1 protein-coding gene is annotated in these 1128 nt (G+C 32.9%); it reads right to left on the bottom strand.

Annotation, left to right across the window (positions count from 1 at the left end; genetic code table 11):
- Window positions 1-138 precede the first annotated feature (138 nt).
- The gene (locus FC093_RS23590) at window positions 139-1086 is read right to left on the bottom strand and encodes a hypothetical protein (protein WP_137264284.1); all 948 of its coding nucleotides are present in this window, start codon (window positions 1084-1086) and stop codon (window positions 139-141) included.
- Between the last annotated feature and the right edge of the window lie 42 nt (window positions 1087-1128).

The following is a 1128-nucleotide window of genomic DNA, read 5'->3' as shown; positions in this document are numbered from 1 at the left end:
TAACGTTTATCAGCTTTGCGAAGGTTGGGCATTCAATGTTCGTCTGCTGAGCCTATGCACAAAAGCCAAATAGCGATTTACAGTTTAAATTTATTCCGTCTGCCCAACTTTTGCAAAACTGCTGTTGTGCGTTCGTTTTTATTCAAATTCTCCTTCGTCATTGTCAGTGTCGCTAAAGTAATCAAAATTTATGTTTGAACCGATTGCTAGTATTTCATTTAATCTGTCTTTAGAAGGTCTGTCTTCCTCATATAGATAAAGCATTTCGTCTTTTGCACTTCCGGCTTTGTTAATATTTAAAATGCTTTCGATGTAATGATTTGTATGGCATTGTCCGAACGGAAGCGATGTAATACTGTCTATAAACTTATTTAGCTCGTCGTTAGGAAATTTTTTCAGTAAGAATAAAAGAACTTCCCTCTGCATTAGTCTTTCGTTTTTGAATTCAAACTCCTGCTCCATAAATATTTTAAAGGATTTTGAGTTATACCTTATTTCGTGTGTGAATATGCCGAGCCTGAACGTTTCTTTTCTAATTAATTTATATAGTGAAATTGAAATCTTTTTAATTACCCTACCTAAAAAGCTCTTTACTTGTTCTGTATTCTCTAACACATTAATTGGACCTTCTGTGAGTTTAACTTGCAACTCACTCATAATAAACTCAACCAATTTTTCTTTGTCTTGAGAAGGTTTGTAAACAGAATTAATATTGAACCGCTCATATCTAACAGATTTGTAAAAATTAGTCAGAAGTCCCAGAAATTTATTGTGAGTTTTGCAGAATTTTAATTGGTGCTTGGCTTTAATTCTTCCTAATAATTCGAGATGATTGTGAGTTATCAAAGATTTTTCAAATTCTTCCTGCGATTCAACATTTTCATGTTCGAGTAAAACAATTAATATTTTTTGCAGCCTTTCAATTCCTACGGAAATGTTATACAAGAATTCAAAACAGTCTTCTTCGTGACTGAAATAATCAATGTTGTCCAGATGAAATATTCCGTTATAAATAAATGTTCCGGAATTCTGTAATTCAGTTCCAAGCCTAAAGTTTTTCCAAAAAAAGTCTTTCTCGCTAAGCATTAAGATTTGAAATGTAGGGTCTCTCTAAAATGACGCACAACG

This window comes from Ilyomonas limi, from assembly GCF_005233845.1.
GTDB classification, from domain to species: Bacteria; Bacteroidota; Bacteroidia; order Chitinophagales; family Chitinophagaceae; genus Ilyomonas; species Ilyomonas limi.
This window is presented reverse-complemented; position numbering and strand designations above follow the sequence as displayed.